Origin of the sequence: Paracoccus sp. pheM1, assembly GCF_018499825.1 — a bacterium.
Classification (GTDB): Bacteria; Pseudomonadota; Alphaproteobacteria; order Rhodobacterales; family Rhodobacteraceae; genus Paracoccus; species Paracoccus versutus.
The window spans coordinates 261245-278971 of the sequence record NZ_JAGXCX010000001.1 but is presented as its reverse complement, the minus strand read 5'-3'; the positions used below and the strand labels follow the sequence as shown (position 1 = coordinate 278971).

General features: G+C 68.5%; 17 protein-coding genes. 4 read left to right on the top strand and 13 right to left on the bottom strand.

Features of this window, described 5'->3' with window-relative positions; all coding sequences use genetic code 11:
• Positions 1-3 precede the first annotated feature (3 nt).
• The 8 genes from ftsH to tolQ all read right to left on the bottom strand — a co-directional run bounded on the left by ftsH (position 4) and on the right by tolQ (position 8769).
• Entirely contained in the window at positions 4-1902 is a 1899-nt protein-coding gene (ftsH, locus tag KF941_RS01475) for an ATP-dependent zinc metalloprotease FtsH (RefSeq protein WP_036752405.1), read from the bottom strand.
• A 60-nt stretch (positions 1903-1962) separates the two neighbouring features.
• Positions 1963-3192, bottom strand: coding sequence for a tRNA lysidine(34) synthetase TilS (gene tilS, locus KF941_RS01470; protein ID WP_214272387.1), 1230 nt, complete (start codon positions 3190-3192; stop codon positions 1963-1965).
• Positions 3182-4102, bottom strand: a complete 921-nt coding sequence (locus KF941_RS01465; protein ID WP_114536491.1) for a tetratricopeptide repeat protein — start codon at positions 4100-4102, stop codon at positions 3182-3184. Before KF941_RS01465 ends, tilS begins: the two co-directional genes overlap by 11 nt.
• The gene (gene pal / locus KF941_RS01460; protein WP_240540188.1) at positions 4102-4599 is read right to left on the bottom strand and encodes a peptidoglycan-associated lipoprotein Pal; all 498 of its coding nucleotides are present in this window, start codon (positions 4597-4599) and stop codon (positions 4102-4104) included. The genes KF941_RS01465 and pal overlap by 1 nt, the downstream gene beginning before the upstream one ends.
• 34 nt (positions 4600-4633) lie before the next feature.
• Entirely contained in the window at positions 4634-5932 is a 1299-nt protein-coding gene (gene tolB / locus KF941_RS01455) for a Tol-Pal system beta propeller repeat protein TolB (protein WP_240540319.1), read from the bottom strand.
• A gap of 100 nt (positions 5933-6032) precedes the next feature.
• Positions 6033-7604: a cell envelope integrity protein TolA gene (gene tolA, locus KF941_RS01450; RefSeq protein WP_214272385.1), complete on the bottom strand. Its 1572-nt coding sequence runs from the start codon at positions 7602-7604 to the stop codon at positions 6033-6035.
• A 3-nt stretch (positions 7605-7607) separates the two neighbouring features.
• Positions 7608-8072, bottom strand: a complete 465-nt coding sequence (locus KF941_RS01445) for an ExbD/TolR family protein (RefSeq protein WP_214272384.1) — start codon at positions 8070-8072, stop codon at positions 7608-7610.
• Between the two features lies 1 nt (position 8073).
• The gene (gene tolQ / locus KF941_RS01440) at positions 8074-8769 is read right to left on the bottom strand and encodes a protein TolQ (RefSeq protein ID WP_036752275.1); all 696 of its coding nucleotides are present in this window, start codon (positions 8767-8769) and stop codon (positions 8074-8076) included.
• 510 nt (positions 8770-9279) lie between these two features.
• On the opposite strand from tolQ, the gene KF941_RS01435 reads away from it, so the two are divergent.
• Together KF941_RS01435 and glmS are read left to right on the top strand one after the other, a co-directional pair.
• Positions 9280-9717 (top strand): YbgC/FadM family acyl-CoA thioesterase, encoded by a 438-nt coding sequence (locus KF941_RS01435; protein WP_072461627.1) that lies wholly within the window; start codon positions 9280-9282, stop codon positions 9715-9717.
• Positions 9718-9867: 150 nt separating this feature from the next.
• Positions 9868-10353 (top strand): methylaspartate mutase subunit S, encoded by a 486-nt coding sequence (gene glmS / locus KF941_RS01430; RefSeq protein ID WP_214272383.1) that lies wholly within the window; start codon positions 9868-9870, stop codon positions 10351-10353.
• 24 nt (positions 10354-10377) lie between these two features.
• Here the strand turns inward: glmS and KF941_RS01425 are convergent, their stop codons facing one another.
• Positions 10378-10815 (bottom strand): LysR substrate-binding domain-containing protein, encoded by a 438-nt coding sequence (locus KF941_RS01425; RefSeq protein ID WP_346428988.1) that lies wholly within the window; start codon positions 10813-10815, stop codon positions 10378-10380.
• Positions 10816-10822: 7 nt separating this feature from the next.
• Between KF941_RS01425 and KF941_RS01420 the strand changes: the two genes are divergently transcribed.
• Complete coding sequence (locus KF941_RS01420) at positions 10823-11020, top strand: hypothetical protein (protein ID WP_214272382.1); 198 nt, start codon at positions 10823-10825, stop codon at positions 11018-11020.
• An 18-nt stretch (positions 11021-11038) separates the two neighbouring features.
• Here KF941_RS01420 and KF941_RS01415 read toward each other — a convergent pair whose 3' ends face one another.
• From KF941_RS01415 to uvrA, 3 genes are all read right to left on the bottom strand, one after another.
• Positions 11039-11623, bottom strand: a complete 585-nt coding sequence (locus tag KF941_RS01415) for a hypothetical protein (protein WP_214272381.1) — start codon at positions 11621-11623, stop codon at positions 11039-11041.
• A 99-nt stretch (positions 11624-11722) separates the two neighbouring features.
• The gene (locus KF941_RS01410; protein ID WP_240540187.1) at positions 11723-12859 is read right to left on the bottom strand and encodes a Hint domain-containing protein; all 1137 of its coding nucleotides are present in this window, start codon (positions 12857-12859) and stop codon (positions 11723-11725) included.
• A gap of 409 nt (positions 12860-13268) precedes the next feature.
• Positions 13269-16127 (bottom strand): excinuclease ABC subunit UvrA, encoded by a 2859-nt coding sequence (gene uvrA / locus KF941_RS01405; RefSeq protein WP_072461632.1) that lies wholly within the window; start codon positions 16125-16127, stop codon positions 13269-13271.
• Between the two features lie 159 nt (positions 16128-16286).
• On the opposite strand from uvrA, the gene KF941_RS01400 reads away from it, so the two are divergent.
• On the top strand, positions 16287-16640 hold the full coding sequence (locus KF941_RS01400) for a GFA family protein (protein WP_036752283.1): 354 nt from the start codon (positions 16287-16289) through the stop codon (positions 16638-16640).
• Here KF941_RS01400 and moaA read toward each other — a convergent pair.
• The gene (gene moaA, locus KF941_RS01395) at positions 16637-17683 is read right to left on the bottom strand and encodes a GTP 3',8-cyclase MoaA (RefSeq protein ID WP_214272380.1); all 1047 of its coding nucleotides are present in this window, start codon (positions 17681-17683) and stop codon (positions 16637-16639) included. The genes KF941_RS01400 and moaA overlap by 4 nt on opposite strands.
• Positions 17684-17727: the final 44 nt, after the last annotated feature.

The following is a 17727-nucleotide window of genomic DNA, read 5'->3' as shown; positions in this document are numbered from 1 at the left end:
GCGTCAGCCCTGCGGCTGGGGCGCGGCGTCCGGCGCGGGCTTGGCGGCGCCCGCCCGCGGAATCGCGCTGACCGAGGGGATCGAGGAGCCGGGCGCATCGTCGTCGCCGCCCAGCGGCTCGCCCCGGATCACCCGGCCGATGTCCTCGCCGGTCAGGGTTTCGTATTCCAGGAGCCCCTTGGCCAGGCGCTCGAACTCTTCCTGCTTCTCGTTCAGGATGCGATAGGCCTCGCGATAGCCTTCCTCGATCAGGTCATGGACCTCTTGCTCGATCAGCTCCTTGGTCGCGGCCGAGACCGAGAAGCCGCCGGTATTGCCGGAATAGCCCTCATGCGCCTCGGCATAGTCGATGTTGCCGACCTTGTCGGACATGCCCCAGCGCATCACCATGGCGCGGGCCAGCGCGCTCGCCTGCTGGATGTCGCCGGCCGGGCCGTTCGACACCCCTTCCTCGCCGTATTTGATGATCTCGGCGGCCTTGCCGGCCATGGTCATGGCCAGCTTCTGCTTGGCCTCGTCCTTGTGATAGTTCAGCCGGTCCATTTCCGGCAGGCTGACCACCATGCCGAGCGCGCCGCCGCGCGGGATGATCGTCGCCTTGTAGACCGGGTCGCATTTCGGCAGCGACAGGCCGACGATGGCGTGGCCGGCCTCGTGATAGGCGGTCTTTTCCTTCTGCTCGGGGGTCAGGACCATGCTGCGGCGCTCGACGCCCAGCATGACCTTGTCCTTGGCGTTCTCGAAATCCTCCATGGTCACGAAACGGCGGCCGATGCGCGCGGCCATCAGCGCGGCCTCGTTGACCAGGTTCATCAGGTCGGCGCCGGAAAAGCCCGGCGTGCCGCGGGCGATGATGCGCAGATCCACGTCGGGGCCGACCGGCACCTTGCGCGAATGCACGCCGAGAATCTTTTCGCGGCCCTTGATGTCGGGGTTCGGCACATAGATCTGGCGGTCGAAGCGGCCTGGGCGCAGAAGCGCCGGGTCCAGCACGTCCTTGCGGTTGGTGGCGGCGATGATGATGACGCCTTCGTTGGCGTCGAAGCCGTCCATCTCGACCAGCAGCTGGTTCAGGGTCTGTTCGCGTTCGTCATTGCCGCCGCCGATGCCGACGCCGCGGGCGCGGCCGACCGCATCGATCTCGTCGATGAAGACGATGCAGGGGGCGGATTTCTTGGCCTGCTCGAACATGTCGCGGACGCGGCTGGCGCCGACGCCGACGAACATCTCGACGAAATCCGAACCCGAGATGGTGAAGAAGGGCACGCCAGCCTCGCCGGCGATGGCGCGGGCCAGCAGCGTCTTACCCGTGCCGGGCGGGCCGACCAGCAGCGCGCCTTTCGGGATCTTGCCGCCGAGGCGCGAGAATTTCTGCGGGTTGCGCAGGAATTCGACGATCTCTTCCAGCTCTTCCTTGGCCTCGTCGATGCCGGCCACGTCGTCGAAGGTCACGCGGCCGTGCTTTTCGGTCAGGAGCTTGGCGCGCGACTTGCCGAAGCCCATGGCCCCGCCCTTGCCGCCGCCCTGCATGCGGTTCATGAAGAAGATCCAGACGCCGATCAGCAGGATGAAGGGCAGCCAGACGCCCAGGAGCGACATGAAGCCCGATTGCTGCTGGCGCTCGACCTTGACCTCGACGCCCTTGCCGATCAGCCGGTCCGCGATTTCTTCGCCCTGCGGCCGCACGGTGGCATATTGCTTGCCGTCCTTGGCGATGATGCCGACGTTTTCGCCGTCGATGGTGACGGCCGTGATCTCATCCTTTTCCACCCGCTGGATGAAATCGGAATAGCTGATCTGGCGGCTGTTCATCTGGGCCGATCCGTCGCTGAACAGGTTGAACAGGGCCAGGATCATCAGAAACAGCACCACCCAGAAGGCGATATTGCGCGCGTTGCCCAAAGGCATGTCCTCCGCGGGTAAACAGGCTTCCGCCTGAAAATAGGGATTCCGGCGTCAGGTTCAATGCGTATAGAGCAGCGCGCCGAATTCCTCCATCCCGCGCAGCGGCTTTGCGCCGCAATCCGGCACCGGCCGCAGCACGGGCGCCGCGATCAGCCGCCCGCCCGCCCAGATGCCGGGGCTGGAGGCCGCCTCGTCCCGGGTCAGGCCGGCGCCGCGCCAGTCCAGCCCCGGCAGCGGGTCATGGCCAAGCGCGCGCACCTGCTGGCCCGCGCGCAGGCCGTCCACGCGCCAGCGCCGGTCCCAGACCGCATCGGCACCTTCGGCGGCGGGGCTGCGGGCGGCGGCGGCCGGTTCGCGGACCAGCCACAGGAACCCGTCCCGCGGCTCGGCGATGACGCCCTCCAGCGTCAGGCGCGCGCCGGTTTCCAGCGCCGCAAGCGCGTGCAGCACCGCCTCGCGCCGGGGGGGATAGGCGGCACCAGAGACGAAGCGCAGCCCTGCGACAAGAAGCCGCCGCCGGATCTCCAGCGGCGCGGCGCGAAAGGGGTCGAGCGGCAATGCCAGCGAGCCGGCGCGGCTTCGCGCCCCCTGGGCCACCTGCGCGGCGAAGGCGCAAAGCGCATCGCGCGCCATGGCGAGATTCGCCGCCGATTGCGCCAGCTGCCGCATCGGCAGGTCCAGCGCGGCGATGGTCTTGCGCACTCGCACCCGCTCGAATCCCTCGTTCTCGTTCGAGGGATCGTCGGCCCAGCCGAGCCCGCGCGCCGCAAGCCATTGCCGCAGTTCGGCGCGGCCGACGTCGAGCAGGGGGCGCAGCCAGGTCACGCCAAAAGCCTCTCGCGCGGGTGCCATGGCGGAAAGCCCGTCCACGCCAGCACCCCGGTTCAGGCGCATCAGCACGGTCTCGGCCTGGTCGTCCAGCGTATGGCCCAGAAGCACGGCGGACAGGCCGTGCCGCCCGGCCCAATCGGCCAGAAGGCCCAGCCGCGCCTCGCGCGCGGCGGCCATCAGGTTGCCGCCGTCCCGGCGGGTCCAGCGCAGGGTTTCATGGGGAATGCCCAGGGCCGCGGCCGCCCGCCCGGCCTCTTGCGCCTCGGCGGCCGAGCCGGGGCGCAGCCCGTGATCGACGGTCGCCGCCAGCAGGCGCGCGCGGCCCCAGCCATGGGCCAGGTGCAGCAAGGCGGTGGAATCGCCGCCCCCCGACAGGGCGATGCCCAACGCGGGGCGGGTGCCGGCCAGATGGTCCAGCGCGGCATGGACCCGCGCCGCGACCGGCTCAGCCGTCATCCGCCATGTCCGCGGCGGCCTCGGGGTCCAGATCCTCGTCCAGCGGCTCGGCCGGCGCGTCGCAGCCGGTCTCGGCGATGCGCCGCTCGGCCTCGGCCGCCTGCGGGGCGGCGGGGAAGCGGGCGATGATTTCCTGAAGATAGAAGCAGCCTTCCTGCGGGCCGGCCTTGGCGGACATGGCCCGCGACAGGCCCAGAAGCGCATCCGCCGCCTGCGGCCCGTTCGGGTTGGCGGCAAAGCTTTCCAGCCAGGCCACGCCCGCGCCTTCCAGGTCGCCGGCGGAATCCAGCGCCGCCCCGCGCAGGAACAGCGCCTCGGCGGTCAGCGGGCCGCCAGCATGGGTTTCGGCAATGGCCGCGAAGAGTTCCGCAGCACGGTGAAAGTCACCTTGACCGAGCACCTCCCGAGCCCGGTCGAAATCGGCCTTTTCCGCCGCGGTCGCGGCAGCCCCGGCCGAAGGGGTCTTGGGTTGCGCCAGCGCGCCCTGCTGGTCCGAGGACGGCAGGGGCGCCGATCCGCCCTGCTCGCCCAGCGTCGGCGTGGTCAGGCTGCCCAGGTCGCAGCCCTCCTCCATCTCGCACAGGCGGAACTCGATGTCGCCGATGCGGGTGGTGCCGTCTCGGACGATGCGGTCGATGCGGTTCTGCAATTGCTCGGTCTGGCCGGTCAGCTGCGCCAGCCGCGCCTCCATCGCGTTCATGCGGTCGATGGCGCTGTCGCCGCCCGCCGCCGCGAAACCGGCCGGCCCCGAGGCGACAAGCTGCGCGCGCAGGCTTTGCAGGTCGGACGAAAGCTGGGACAGCTCGGCCCGGATGTCGGCCAAGGTCCGCGCATCCTGCGCCGCCGCGGGCCAGGCCGCCAGCGCGAAACCGGCGGCCAGCAGCAGCCCCCTGAAACCCCAGGCCGCCATCACATGCCCGCCCCTGGGCTGACCACGGTCACCGCGCGGCGGTTCTTGGTAAAGCATTCCTCGGTCGAGCAGATCGCCAGCGGGCGCTCCTTGCCATAGCTGACGGTGCGCAGCCTTCCCGGCGCGATGCCTTGCGAAATCAGGTATTCCTGCACCGAATTGGCGCGCCGGGCACCCAGGGCGAGGTTGTATTCGCGGGTGCCCTGCTCATCGGCATGGCCCTCGATCACGGCCGAGAAGCCCTGGTTCTGGTTCAGCCAGCCGGCCTGGTTGGCCAGGGTCATCCGCGCCTCGGCGGTCAGGGTGGACTGGTCCAGCGGAAACAGGACGGTATCGCCGACGCTGGCCTTGAAATATTCGGCCGTGCCCGGCAGCGCGGTCGCGCCCACCCCGCCCAAGCCGCCCGCCCCGGCATAGGGATCCTGGACCTGCATGTCCTGTGCCGGCCGGGCGCAGGCCGCAAGCGCGAGAACAGCGCCGATCGCGGCAATTTTCATGAAAGTTTTCATAATCCTGTCCATCTTACGCGCTTCAGGGCAGCAGCGGGCCCCAATCGGGGTCCGAGGCTGCACCGTTGATCTTGACCGGGCGCATGTTGCGCCCCGTGATGTCCACCGAATGCAGGCGCGGCTGGCCGTCGCCGCCCGGCGTCACCCGCGTGAACATCACGACGCGCCCATTGGGGGCCCAAGTCGGGCCCTCGTCAAGGAACGATTCCGTCAGCATTTTCTCTTCCGAACCATCGGTGCGCATGACGCCGATGTGGAACTTGCCGCCGACCTGCCGGGTAAAGGCGATCATGTCGCCGCGCGGCGACCAGACCGGGGTGCCATAGCGCCCCTCGCCAAAGCTGATCCGCCTGGGCTCGCCGCCATTCGCGCCCATGACGTAAAGCTGCGGCGTCCCCGAGCGGTCGCTTTCGAAGACGATCTGCTTGCCGTCCGGGCTGTAGCTGGGCGAGGTCTCGATCGAGGGCGCATTGGTCAGCGCCCGCTGCGCCCCGGTCGCGGCATCCATCTGGTAGATGTCGGTATTGCCGCTTTTCTCCAGCGAATAGACGATCCAGCGCCCGTCGGGCGAAAAGCGGGGCGAAAAGCTCATCGTGCCCTGCTGGCTCGCGCCCAGCTGGCGCACGCCCAGCGAGTTCACGTCCATCATCATCGCCTGCGGGAAGCCGGTGGCATAGCTGGTGTAAAGCAGCCGCGAGCCGTCGGGCGAAAAGCGCGGCTTCAGCACCAGCGTGGCATCGTCGGTCAGCCATTTCACGTTGGCGCCGTCGTAATCCATGATGCCGATACGCTTGCGGCGCGCGTCCTTCGGGCCGGTTTCCTGCACGAAGGCGACGCGGCTGTCGAAATAGGGCCCCTCGCCCGTCAGGCGCGAATAGACCTGGTCGGCCGCCTTGTGCGCGGCCCGGCGCCAGTTGCCGGTCGCGGCGTCGAACTGCATGCCGTCGCCCAGCGGCTGGCCGGCGAAGACGTCGAACAGGCGGAACTTGACCACGACCTTGCCGCCCTCGACCTTGACCGATCCGGTGATCAGCGCCTGGGCGTTGATCGCCTTCCAGTCCTCGTAGGAGACCGGCGCGTCGAAGCTTTCGGGCCGCGCGATATGGGCGCTGGCCGGGATCTCGCGGAACAGGCCGGTGCCGGTCAGGTCGGCGGCGATCAGGTTCTGCACCTGTCCCAGGTATTCGCCCGCGCCGCCCTCGTCGTGGAAGCGGGCGATGGCGAAGGGCATCGGCTCGATCACGCCGTCGGTGATCTCGATCCGCAAGGGCCCGTCCTGCGCCAGGACCGGCGCGGCAAGCCCAAGACCCGCAAGGGCCATGACGGAGGTCAGCAGGAATTTACGCAACATGTTTCGCCCTCTGGAGGTCTTGGTTGCAGGATAGAGTGTCGCACCGAGAGATGCCATGCGGGATGCCATGTCACTTGACCCGCGCGCCGCCGCTGGCGTTGAAGTCGATGATGACGTCCTTCCAGCGGTTGTATTTTTCCGGCGGCAGCTTGTAGCCGCCCTTTTCGCACATCAGGATCGCCCGGCGCGCGGCCTCGTAGGCCTGTTTCGCCGCCGCGTCCGAGCCGCCGTCATGGCCGATCATGCGCAGCGAGCCCTTTTCCACCGTCCCGTCCGGCGCCATCGAGAACTGCACCGAAACCGTGGTCCGGCTGGCCTCGGTCGACAGCGAGCCGCGGTTCCAGCATTGCTCGACCGCCACGCGGAAGCCGTCCTTCTCGCCCTGGCTCAGCGGCGGCCCGTTCGCGGCGGCGCCACCGCCGCCCGAACCGCCCGAGCCCTGGTCCTGCATCGCCTCGGCCAGCGCGGCCTGCTTGGCGGCCTCGGCGGCCTTGCGCTCGGCCTCGGCTTGCTCGCGGGCCTTGGCTTCGACGGCAGCCTTCTCGGCCGCCTTCTTCTCGGCTGCGGCGCGTTCGGCGGCGGCCTGTTCCTCGGCCTCCTTGCGGGCCTTGGCCTCCGCGGCCTTCCTCTCGGCCTCGGCCTTCTCGGCAGCAGCCTTTTCAGCCGCAGCTTTCTCGGCAGCGGCTTTCTCGACTGCCGCTTTTTCGGCGGCGGCCTTTTCGGCGGCGGCGCGGCGCTCGGCCTCGGCCTTGCGCTCGGCGGCGCGTTTTTCGGCGGCGCGTTTTTCGGCGGCGGCTTCCTCGGCGGCGGCCTTATCGGCCGCTTCGGCCGCGGCCAGGCGGCGGGCGCGGGCCTCGGCTTCCTCGGCCTTGCGGGCGGCTTCCGCATCGGCCTGGGCCTGGGCTTCGCGGCGCTCTTCCCTGGCGCGTTCCTCGGCCGCGCGGCGGGTGGCGGCCTCCTCGGCCTTGGCGGCGGCGGTGCGTTCGGCAGCCGCCTCGGCTTCCTGCCGGGCCAGCAATTTCTCGCGCTGGCGCGCGGCCTCGGCGGCGGCGCGGCGGGCCTGGACGGCCTCGGCCAGCCCTTCGGGACGGCCGCGAGGGCGCGAGGATTCGACCGGGGCCAGCGCCGAACGCTGCGGGATCGGCGCCGGCGATTGCGGCTGGGCGGGATTGCGCGCCGGATCGGGGCGGTCCGACGCCTGCGGCAGCGCCGCCAGGTCCACGGTATTCTGCGGCTCGGCGGGGCGCGGCGCATCGGTCGCCACGGCGACAGGCCGGTTCGGGGTCTGGAAATCCGACAGGTCCGGCCGCGCCTCGGGCCGCGAGGGGGGCGTGGACAGCTCTGCCGCCTGCGCATCGGGGGCGGGCGGGCTGACCGCCTCGACCTCGCCCAGCCGGTTCTCGTCGGCGGGCGGACGCGGCTGCGCCGGGATGGTCGCGGCGGCATCGGATACCGGGCCGCGCCCGGCGGCCGCGGCGGCCAGCGACTGGAACTCGGCCTCGGACATGGTCGCGACCTCGGCCATGCGCACGGCCTCCAGCGGCTGCGGCCGGAACAGCGCGCCGCCGACCAGCGCCGCGCCCAACAGCCCGGCATGGGCGACGCCCGAAACCCAGAAGCCGATCCGTTCCGCCCGGTCCATGGCTCAGCCGTCCGATCCCGCGTCCATGCGCGGCCCGCCCGCCTCGGTCACGAGGACGATATTGTTGAAGCCGGCCGCGTTCAGCGCCCCCATGACCTCCATGATCCGGGCATAGGGGATGGCGCCGTCGGCACGCAGGTAGATCTTGTCGCTCTGCCGCTCGGCGGCGACGGCGCGCAGCCGGGTGACAAGCTCGTTTTCGGGGACTTCGGTGGTCATGACCAGGATCGGCCCCTCGGGCGTGACCGAGACGCTCAGCGGCTCCTCGGGCTCGGCGGGCACGGCCGGGGCGGCGGTCTTGGGCAGTTCCAAGGGCACGCCCACGGTCAGAAGCGGCGCCGCCACCATGAAGATGATCAGCAGCACCAGCATCACGTCCACGAAGGGCGTGACGTTGATTTCCGCCATCGGCTGGCTGCGGGCGCGGCCCTTGCCGTTGCGGCCCCGCTTGACGATCCCCGCGCCCATCTTATTCGTCGTCCAGCTGGCGCGAGAGGATGGTCGAGAACTCGTCGGCGAAGGTCTCGTATCCCCCGGTGATGCGGTCGGCGTCCGAGCTGAGCTTGTTGTAGAAGATCACCGCCGGAATCGCCGCAAGCAGGCCAAGCGCGGTCGCCACCAGCGCCTCGGCGATGCCCGGCGCCACCACGGCAAGCGAGGTGTTCTGCGAGATCGCGATCTCCTCGAAGGCGGTCTTGATGCCCCAGACCGTGCCGAACAGGCCGATGAAGGGCGCGGTCGAGCCCACCGTGGCCAGGAAGGGCAGGCCGCGGGTCAGGCGGTCGTTCTCGCGGTTGATGGTGACGTTCATGGCGCGGTCGATGCGCGCGGTGACGCCGGCGATCAGGTTGCCGTCGTCGCGATGGCTGCGGCGCCATTCGGCCATGCCCGCGGAAAAGATGCGCTCGGCCGGGCCCGAGGGCGTCTCGCCGATGCGGTCGTAGAGGTCGTCCAGCGGCTGGCCCGACCAGAAGGCGCGGTCGAAGCGGTCCGCCTCGCGCCGGGCGGCGTTGAAGGCGACGAACTTCTGGATGATGATCGCCCAAGCCCAGAACGAGGCCAGGATCAGGATCACCATGACGATCTGCACCGTCAGCGAGGCGCGCGCGAACAGCGCGATAAGCGAGAAATCGACCGGCTGCCCGGCTCCGGCGAGTTGTTCCATGAAATTCGGCCTGTCCTTTGGGCCGCTGGGATGCGGCTTCTGCTGGGCCGGAGTTAGCAGAACGGCCCAGCGGAGCAACCCCGCGGCGCGTCAATTCTGCGTCAATTGCCCGCGAGATCGGGCCTGCCGCCGCACCCCCGCCTGGCGGAGGGGCGCGGGGTCCGCGCCGGGCGGGCGGCAAGGGCGGCGATTCGGCCGCGGCGCATCGGAATGCAGGGCAAGGACCGGCGCGCCGCCATTGCGGGAAGGGGTCGCGGCCCCGAATATCGGCCGCAGGCCAAGGGCGATAACCGGCCTGCATGGGTGAATCTCCCGCCAAGGCCCCGGCCGATGACAGGAAACGCGATCCCCTTCATGCGCTCTTGATCGACTGTTCATGGCGGGCGCAGAAGCCGGGCGCGACCCCCATGCGAAAGGGGCGAGGGCTTGATAGGGTTGCGAAGCAATGGAACAGTTCCGGCCGGGGCGTCACGGCCGCGACCAAGGCCGGCAGAAGCGAGGAAGCCTGGGATGCAGCTGAACCAACCCCTTCAAGATGGCCCTGCATTCACGCAGGCTTATCGCGTTTACTATGCGGATACGGATGCCGGCGGCATCGTCTATCATTCCAGATATCTTGAATTTGCCGAGCGAAGCCGCTCCGAATTGCTGAGGCATGTCGGATACCCCCTCGTCAGCCCGGACGGAGAGCAGTTCGTGGCGCGAAATGCCGATATTGCCTGGCAAAGGCCGGCATGCCTCGACGACCTGATCGTTTGCGCGACGTCGGTGATTTCCATCAGGGGCGCAGGCGTGCGCATCCGGCATGTCTTTCGCAGGGAAAGCCAGGTGCTGGCGCGGATCGAGATAGAATTGGTGCATATCAACAAGTCCATGAAACCGGCGAGAATACCGCCCGCGCTGGTCGAGGCCTTCTTGCCCTATCTGGAACCCGGCGACCCGGCCTGACGCCCCCGGTCAAGGTCCGGCCGGCGGCCACCCCCTGCCGGAAACAGATAAGGGGTATTTATCTATTAATCACATCACTTCACAAAACTTGACCGGATGGGAGTGATTCCCCTACCCCTTTTCGCAGGTTCATTGCGAAGGGGAGGAACCATGCTGGAGGCGGTCTCGGAATACCGGGTCATCCTGGGGGTGATCGGCGCCGATTGCCATGCGGTCGGCAACAAGATCATCGCGGCCGTGCTGGGCCGGAACGGCATCGCGGTGGTGAACCTGGGCGTCATGGTCAGCCAGGACGAGTTCATCCAGGCCGCCATCGAGGAAAGGGCCGATGCCATCCTGGTCTCGTCGATCTATGGCCATGGCGAGATCGACTGCCAGGGCCTGCGCGCCCGCTGCGCGGAGCGCGGGCTGGGCGAGATCCTGCTTTACGTCGGCGGCAACCTGGTGATCGGCAAGCGCGCCTTCACCGAGGTCGAGCAGCGCTTCCTCGAGATGGGCTATGACCGGGTGTTTCCGCCGACCGGGCGGCTCGAGGACGTGGTCGAACTGCTCAAGACCGACATCCGCAGCCGCCACCCGCTGGCCTATGGCCACAACTCGGCCGCCTTCGGCATCACCGAACGCCTGTCCGCCTGACCAAGCCCATGTCCGAAACTCGGGCTAGACGCGGCCGGCATCGCTTTTGGCCGCCAACTCCTCCCTTATCGCCGCTGCGACGCAGTCGCGCACCCGCCTGACCCGCTGGAGAGCGCCGGACTGGCCATGGGTCAGCAGCCAGAGTTCGGACTCCGGGCGGAACACGCCCGGCAATGCCGGCACCAAACCCGCGCGGCGGGCGGCGAAGTCGGGCAGCACCGCCCAGCCGGCGCCCTTGTGCATCGCCTCGAACTGCGCGGCAAAGGAGGCCAGCCGCAAGCACGGGCGAAGCCCCGGACAACGGCTCTCAAGCCAGTTCGCCATGGCCAGATAGGCCAGATCCTCGGTCCAGCCGATGACCGGGTGCCGGTGCAGATCCTCGGGCCTCTCGGGGGCGCCGTGCCGCCGCACATGGTCCGGCGCGGCATAAAGCCCGAAACGGATCGCGCCCAGCCTTCTCAGGCGATAGTTGCCCTGGCCCTCGATCGCGCATTACACGGCGGATCGCGCGGAATACGAGGCGGCGGCCGGGCGGCTGTTCGCGGCCCTGCAGGAGGGGCATCCCCGGGCCGCGGAGCCCCGGACCTATCGGCTGGCGCAAGCCGCCCTGGCCCAGGCCGAGGTCGAGGCCCGCAGGACCACAGGACCACAGGATCCGTCGTCCTGATCCCGTGACGCAGGGCCGTCACCGCGGCAGACGCGCCGCCAGCCGCAGCGCATGCGAGGGATCGGTCGCCGCGGGCGGCATCACCGGGTCATAGGCGGCCCGGATCAGCGCCGCCAGCTCCGGCGAGGGCGTGACGTCGCGGGCAAAGCTCAGCATGGCCCGCACGGCGACGGTTTCGGCAAGCTGGCCCGGATGGGCCCCGGCCAGCCGTCCGCCCATGTTCACGAAGCCGATGCAGGCGCGGATGGCACCGTCGACGTCAAAGCGGAACAGCCGATACTGGTCGGCATCGCCGCCCTGCAACCGCGCCGCCAGACCGGGCTGGCCGGTCAGCCGGTCGAGATCCGGCAGATCCCGCAATTCCTGCCAGTCGCGCAGGAAAAAGGTCATCATGTTCGCCCCCATCTCGGGGTCGGTCTCGGCGATGGGATGGCGGGCATGGGCCAGGACGGCGCGGGTGGCGTCGCGAAACACCGCCAGGCTTTCGTCGGCCAGGCCGAAGATGACCGGCGCCACCGGCCGGCCCCAGCGCGCGCAAAGATAGCGCCCGTCGCGGGTGAACAGGGCGGCTATGGTTTCGGGTGTCAGGGCATTCTGCGTCATGGCGCGACCTTAGCCCGCGCCAGGGGCGGAAGAAAGCACCCCCGGCGCAAGGCGGGCGATGCAGGCGGGCGGGGCGGCCTGCATCGCGGTTTCGCGGCGTCAATGCAGCCCGGCAGCCTCGGCGACCAGCGGGCGGCCGTTGCGCAGATGGCGCAACGCCAGCCTGCGGCCCTGCCGGCCCGAGACGATCTCGCGCGCGGCGACCGGCGGGGCCACCGGCTCGCGCAGGGCCGGGAAAAGCGCAAACAGCTCTTCGCGGGCGCTGCGGCCGATGGCTTTCAGCGCCTGCGCGCCGGGGTAAAGCGATTCCGCCTCGGCCCCGTTGGCAAAGACGACCTCGTGCCGGTCGAAGGCGAAGTGGAAATATTCCACCACCTCCAGATCCTGGGCGATGTCCACCCCGTCCAGCATCAGCAGCTGCTTGGCCGCGACCAGCACCTCGGCACAGCCGAACAGCCGCATCGCCACCCTGGAGCGCACCAGGATGCGATGCTGCGGCGAGACCAGCAGGTCGGCCGAAGGCACGCCCTGCCCCAGCGCCCCGGCGCGGATGCGGATCGGGCGCAGCTTGGGCGTGGCCGCCAGTTCCCGGCCCAGCCGGCGCGAGGCGATCCAGCGCAGCGGTTTCAGGCCGTTGTCCAGCGTCCGCACCAGGTCGCCGATGCGCAGGCTTTCCACCGGCCGCAGCCCCCCGGCGCATTCGATCAGCGTGCCGCGGGTAAAGCAGACGATCTCGGCCTCGAAGATCTCGGCGCTGAAGCCGATGGTGGCGACGCCCGTGTCGCCCGACAAGCGGGTCACGCCCAAGATCTCGATCTTGGAGATGCGGGCATGGGCGCTCCAGGCAGCCGCCGTGTCCGTCGAGGGACGGACGAACAGATCGCCATTGCTCATCTGCATGAGGATGCCGTTCAGTTCCACCACGCTGGCACCGCCATCCTCATCATGCACGGTAACAGCAAAGCGAGCGCTGAGAAAGGTGTTGAGGGTGACGTCGCTTTGCGGGCTGCCATCCGGGTCGGTATAGGAAAACCGGCTGGCAGGTTGCAGAAAACCCGACTGATAGCTGGTTCTGAAGCTTCTGTTGCCGCCTGAGCCGAAGTAATCGCCGGTCAAGGCGAGGGGCGCGATTTCCTCGCGGCCCTCGGCCTCCCAGCCGACGATCGCATTGGCCTGGTCCTGGTTGATGTTGCTGGAGGGGGTGGGATCGAGCAGGGACCGGTTACCGATCCACATGAGGTTAACAGTCGTAACAGGCAATTCGCGCTCCTTTTGCGTTCGTTACCGGGTTCATCCGATGCGCTGCGCCGGATGAAAACACTGGAGAAATCCTGCATCCGCCCCGCTTGATCGAAATCAAGCCTAAAGACAAATGCAGGCAAAATGGAGATAACGCGAAAATCGAACGCCTGACCAGATCGAAAAAGCGGCAGCAGCCAGGGGAACGCATTTTGCCCGGCCGGGCCGGCCGGCGATCATCGCCGCAAGGCCGCGTGCCGGCCGGCGGCAGGGGGGCAGGATCGCGCCATATTCGGTCAAGCCGCACCGGGTCGCGCCGAGGTCGCATACCCCTTGGCCGCGGCCCGCGCCGCCAGCCGGTGTCGAGCCCGCAGATACGATGTAGCCCCTTGGCCTGCGGCCGCGCCTATTCCGCGGCGCGGCTGCGCGCCGCAGCCAGCATGGGCGCCAGGTAGCGGCCGGTATGGCTGGCCTCGACCTCGGCCACGGCCTCGGGCGTGCCGGTGGCGACGATGCGGCCGCCGCCGTCGCCGCCCTCGGGGCCGATGTCGATGATCCAGTCGGCGGTCTTGATGACGTCCAGGTTATGTTCGATCACCACCACCGTATTGCCCTGCTCGACCAGGGAATGCAGCACTTCCAGCAGCTTGCGCACATCCTCGAAATGCAGCCCCGTGGTCGGCTCGTCCAGGATATACAGTGTCTTGCCGGTGGCGCGGCGCGACAGTTCCTTGGACAGCTTGACCCGCTGCGCCTCGCCGCCCGACAGCGTCGTGGCCTGCTGGCCGACCTTGATGTAGCCCAGGCCAACCTCGACCAGCGCGTCCATCTTTTCGCGGATCGAGGGCACGGCCTTGAAGAATTCCTGCGCATCCTCGACCGTCATGTCCAGCACGTCGGCAATGGACTTGCCCTTGAAGGTCACTTCCAGCGTCTCGCGGTTGTAGCGCTTGCCCTTGCAGGTCTCGCAGGTGACATAGACGTCGGGCAGGAAATGCATCTCGATCTTGATGACGCCGTCGCCCTGGCAGGCCTCGCAGCGGCCGCCCTTGACGTTGAAGCTGAAGCGGCCGGGCTTGTAGCCGCGCGCCTTGGCCTCGGGCAGGCCGGCGAACCAGTCGCGGATCGGGGTGAAGGCGCCGGTATAGGTCGCCGGGTTCGACCGCGGCGTGCGCCCGATGGGGCGCTGGTCGATGTCGATCACCTTGTCCAGATGCTCGAGCCCCTTGATCGTCTCGCAGGGGGCCGGGGTCTGGCGCGCGCCGTTCAGCCGCAGGCTGGCGGTCTTGAACAGGGTCTCGATGGTCAGGGTGGACTTGCCGCCGCCCGAGACGCCGGTGACGCAGACGAACTTGCCCAAGGGGAACTCGGCGGTGACGTTCTTGAGGTTGTTGCCGGTGGCGCCGACCACCTTGATCGCCTTGCCATTGCCCTTGCGGCGTTCCGACGGCACGGCGATCTCGCGCGCGCCGGACAGGTATTGCCCGGTCAGGCTGCAGGGATCGGCGGCGATCTCGGCCGGGGTGCCGCGGGCGACCACCTGGCCGCCATGCACCCCCGCTCCCGGCCCCATGTCGAAGACATAGTCGGCATGGCGGATCGCATCCTCGTCATGTTCGACCACCACCACCGAATTGCCCTGGTCGCGCAGCCCCTTGAGCGTCGAGAGCAGCCGGTCGTTGTCGCGCTGGTGCAAGCCGATGCTGGGCTCGTCCAGCACGTAAAGCACCCCGGTCAGTCCCGAGCCGATCTGGCTGGCCAGGCGGATGCGCTGGCTTTCGCCGCCCGACAGCGTGCCGGCCGCGCGCGACAGCGTCAGGTAATCCAGGCCCACGTTCACCAGGAAGCCCAGCCTTTCGCGGATCTCCTTGAGGATGGCGGCGGCGATCTCGTTCTTCTGCTTCGTCAGGTGCCTGGGCGCCGCCTCGATCCAGGCCAGCGCCTCGCGGATCGACAGTTCGGTGACATTGCCGATATGGCTGCCGGCGATCCTGACCGCCAGCGCCTCGGGCTTCAGCCGATAGCCGTCGCAGGCGCCGCAGGGGCGGTTGTTCTGGTATTTCTCGAACTCCTCGCGCACCCAGGCGCTGTCGCTTTCGCGCAGCCGCCGCTCCATGTTGGGGATCACGCCCTCGAACTGGCGCGTCACCTCGTAGATGCGGCCGGCATCGTCGAAGCGGAACGGGATCTCGTCCTGGCCCGAGCCGCGCAGGAACATCTGGCGCACCGATTCCGGCAGATCCTTCCAGGGCGTCTTCTTGTCGAAGCCGTAATGCCGGGCCAGCGCGTTGACGGTCTGGGTCAGATAGGCCGATTTCGACTTGGCCCAGGGCGCGATGGCCCCCTGCGCCACCGACAGCGCCGAATCGGGCACGATCAGCCGCTCGTCGAAGAACAGCTCGACCCCCAGCCCGTCGCAGACCGGGCAGGCGCCGAAGGGCGCGTTGAAGGAAAACAGCCGCGGCTCGATCTCGGGGATGGTGAAGCCGCTGACCGGGCAGGCGAAATTCTCGGAGAAGGTGATGCGCTCGGGCTCGCCTTCGGACGGCGCGGTCTCCAGCACGGCGATGCCGTCGGCCAGGTCCAGCGCGGTGCGGAAACTGTCGGCCAGCCGCGTCTCCATGCCCTCGCGCACGACGATGCGGTCCACCACCACGTCGATATTGTGGCGAAACTTCTTGTCGAGCGTCGGCGGCTCGTCCAGCTCGTGGAACTGGCCGTTCACCTTGACGCGCTGGAAGCCCTGCTTGCGCAGTTCCAGGAATTCCTTGCGATATTCGCCCTTGCGGTCGCGGACGATGGGCGCCAGCAGATAGGCGCGGGTGCCCTCGGGCAGTTCCATCACCCGGTCCACCATGTCCTGGACCTGCTGCGCCTCGATCGGCAGGCCGGTCGCCGGGGAATAGGGCGTCCCGGCGCGGGCGAAGAGCAGCCGCAGGTAGTCGTAGATTTCCGTCACCGTGCCGACGGTCGAGCGCGGGTTCTTGCTGGTCGTCTTCTGCTCGATCGAGATCGCCGGCGACAGGCCCGAGATATGGTCCACGTCCGGCTTGCCCATCATGTCCAGGAACTGCCGGGCATAGGCCGACAGGCTTTCGACATAGCGCCGCTGCCCCTCGGCATAGATGGTGTCAAAGGCAAGGCTGGACTTGCCCGAACCCGACAGCCCGGTGATGACCACCAGTTGGTCGCGCGGAATGTCCATGTCCACGTTCTTCAGATTATGCTCGCGCGCGCCGCGAACCTCGATGAACTTCTGTTCCATCGCGCCAGTCCTGATCACGTCCTGATTCCGCCAAGCGCATGAGATAGGCATCCGCAGCGAAATGGCAACCCGAAACGGAACAACTCGGGAACATTTCCGCTTGCGATGCCCGCCGCCCTGCCCCACCATGCACCCGAGTCGCAAAACGGGAGGCAAACCATGACCCGACAGCACTACCAAGGCAGCTGCCAATGCGGCAGCATCGCCTATGAGGTGGATGCCGATCTGGACCAGACCTTCACCTGCAACTGCTCGCGCTGCCAGCGGCTGGGCTTCGTGCTGACCTTCGTGCCCAGGGCGGATTTCCGCCTGACCAGCGACGGGCCGGTGACGGAATACCTGTTCAACCGCAAGCAGATCCATCACCGCTTCTGCCCGACCTGCGGCGTCGAATCCTATGCCTTCGGCACGGGACCGGACGGGGCCGAGATGGTGGCGGTGAACGTGAACTGCCTCGCAGGGGTCAACCCGCGCGCACTGGCCAGCCAGGCGGTGGACGGCGCCAGCTACTAGCCGCCGGTATGGCTCATGAAGCGGCTGACCTGCCCGGCGACATGCCGGCGGGAATAGTCGAAGTCATGGCCCTTGGGCTTGCGGGCGATGGCCTCGCGGATGGCATCGCGCAGCGGGGCATCGTCCTGGCTGGCACGCAGCGGCGCGCGCAGGTCGGCGCGGTCCTCCTGCCCCAGGCACATGAACAGCTCGCCCGTGCAGGTGATGCGGACACGATTGCAGCTTTCGCAGAAATTATGCGTCAGCGGCGTGATGAAGCCGATCTTCTGCCCGGTCTCCTCCAGGCGGACATAGCGCGCCGGCCCGCCGGTGCGCTCGGCCAGCGGCGTCAGCGTGAAGCGCTCGCCCAGGCGCGCGCGCAGGTCGGACAGCGCCCAATACTGGTCCAGCCGCTCTTCCTCGCCCATCTCGCCCATCGGCATGACCTCGATGAAGGTCAGGTCGTGGCCCTGGTCCGTGCACCAGTCGACCAGGCGAAACAGCTCATCCTCGTTGAAACCCTTCAGCGCGACGGTGTTGATCTTGACCCGCATGCCGGCCGCCTTCGCCGCCTCGATCCCCTGCAGCACCTGCGGCAATCTGCCCCAGCGGGTGATGCGGGCGAAACGGTCGGGATCGAGCGTATCCAGCGAGACATTGACCCGCCGCACGCCGCAATCGGCCAGTTCGTCGGCGAATCGCGCCAGCTGGCTACCGTTGGTGGTCAGCGTCAATTCGTCCAGCCCACCATTCGGACCGGCGCCCAAGTGGCGCGACATGGCGCGGAAGAATTCCATGATGTTGCGCCGCACCAGCGGCTCGCCGCCGGTGACGCGCAGCTTGCGCACGCCCAGGCCCACGAAGGCGGAACACAGCCGGTCCAGCTCTTCCAGCGTCAGCAGGTCGCGCTTGGGCAGGAACTGCATGTGCTCGGCCATGCAATAGGTGCAGCGGAAATCGCAACGGTCCGTCACCGACACCCGAAGGTAGGTGATCGGCCTGGCAAAGGGGTCTATCAGCGGGGCCTGGACATCCATGGCGCAAAGATAAGCACGGGCCGGCATCGGCACAAGCCGGCCGATCCGTTGATGGTCTCGTAACCATGAAT

What these genes read in the sequence shown, in the direction of transcription:
- KF941_RS01435 (WP_072461627.1), top strand. Translation starts at nt 9,280, where the DNA reads ATGCAGCTGAACCAACCCCTTCAAGATGGCCCTGCATTCACGCAGGCT.
- KF941_RS01445 (WP_214272384.1), bottom strand. Translation starts at nt 8,072, where the DNA reads ATGGGCGCGGGGATCGTCAAGCGGGGCCGCAACGGCAAGGGCCGCGCC.
- tolA (WP_214272385.1), bottom strand. Translation starts at nt 7,604, where the DNA reads ATGGACCGGGCGGAACGGATCGGCTTCTGGGTTTCGGGCGTCGCCCAT.
- KF941_RS01400 (WP_036752283.1), top strand. Translation starts at nt 16,287, where the DNA reads ATGACCCGACAGCACTACCAAGGCAGCTGCCAATGCGGCAGCATCGCC.
- tolQ (WP_036752275.1), bottom strand. Translation starts at nt 8,769, where the DNA reads ATGGAACAACTCGCCGGAGCCGGGCAGCCGGTCGATTTCTCGCTTATC.
- glmS (WP_214272383.1), top strand. Translation starts at nt 9,868, where the DNA reads ATGCTGGAGGCGGTCTCGGAATACCGGGTCATCCTGGGGGTGATCGGC.
- KF941_RS01415 (WP_214272381.1), bottom strand. Translation starts at nt 11,623, where the DNA reads ATGACGCAGAATGCCCTGACACCCGAAACCATAGCCGCCCTGTTCACC.
- moaA (WP_214272380.1), bottom strand. Translation starts at nt 17,683, where the DNA reads ATGCCGGCCCGTGCTTATCTTTGCGCCATGGATGTCCAGGCCCCGCTG.
- tilS (WP_214272387.1), bottom strand. Translation starts at nt 3,192, where the DNA reads ATGACGGCTGAGCCGGTCGCGGCGCGGGTCCATGCCGCGCTGGACCAT.
- KF941_RS01410 (WP_240540187.1), bottom strand. Translation starts at nt 12,859, where the DNA reads ATGTGGATCGGTAACCGGTCCCTGCTCGATCCCACCCCCTCCAGCAAC.
- tolB (WP_240540319.1), bottom strand. Translation starts at nt 5,932, where the DNA reads ATGGCCCTTGCGGGTCTTGGGCTTGCCGCGCCGGTCCTGGCGCAGGAC.
- KF941_RS01465 (WP_114536491.1), bottom strand. Translation starts at nt 4,102, where the DNA reads ATGGCGGCCTGGGGTTTCAGGGGGCTGCTGCTGGCCGCCGGTTTCGCG.
- uvrA (WP_072461632.1), bottom strand. Translation starts at nt 16,127, where the DNA reads ATGGAACAGAAGTTCATCGAGGTTCGCGGCGCGCGCGAGCATAATCTG.
- pal (WP_240540188.1), bottom strand. Translation starts at nt 4,599, where the DNA reads ATGAAAATTGCCGCGATCGGCGCTGTTCTCGCGCTTGCGGCCTGCGCC.